The 555-nt window shown below is 75.7% G+C and carries 1 protein-coding gene; it reads right to left on the bottom strand.

Annotated features, from left to right (window positions below):
- Positions 1-555: methyl-accepting chemotaxis protein (locus tag FV228_RS32270; RefSeq protein WP_246694121.1), on the bottom strand; the 555-nt coding region annotated here is incomplete at both ends.

Consider the following 555-nt stretch of genomic DNA (forward strand, 5'->3'; position numbering starts at 1 on the left):
GTGCCGGTGACCGAACCGGTCCCGGCGGCCGCGTCGGCGATGCTGCGGGCGATCTCCTGGGTCGCCGCGCCCTGCTGCTCGACTGCCGCCGCGATGGAGGTCGCCACCCCGTCGATCTCGCGGATCCGGCCGGTGATGCCGTCGATGGCGTCCACGGTCTGGCCGGTCGCGCCCTGGATCCGGCCGACCTGTCCGGTGATCTCGTCGGTCGCCCTGGCGGTCTGCGCGGCCAGGGCCTTCACCTCGGAGGCCACGACGGCGAAGCCCCGGCCGGCCTCGCCGGCCCGGGCCGCCTCGATCGTGGCGTTGAGCGCCAGCAGGTTGGTCTGGCCGGCGATGTCGGAGATCAGCCGCACCACGTCGCCGATCCGGCCCGCGGCCTCCCTTAGCTCCTGAACCAGGCCCGCGGTCCGGCCGGCCTGATCCACCGCGCCCCGGGCGAGGTCGGCGGAGCCGTCAACCTGCCGGCCGATCTCCTGCACCGAGGCACCGAGTTCCTCGGCCGCCACCGCCACCGTGCCGACATGGGCGGTCGCCTCCTGCGCGGCGCTCGCC

It is taken from the genome of Methylobacterium sp. WL18, assembly GCF_008040015.1.
In the GTDB taxonomy this organism is placed as follows: Bacteria; Pseudomonadota; Alphaproteobacteria; order Rhizobiales; family Beijerinckiaceae; genus Methylobacterium; species Methylobacterium mesophilicum.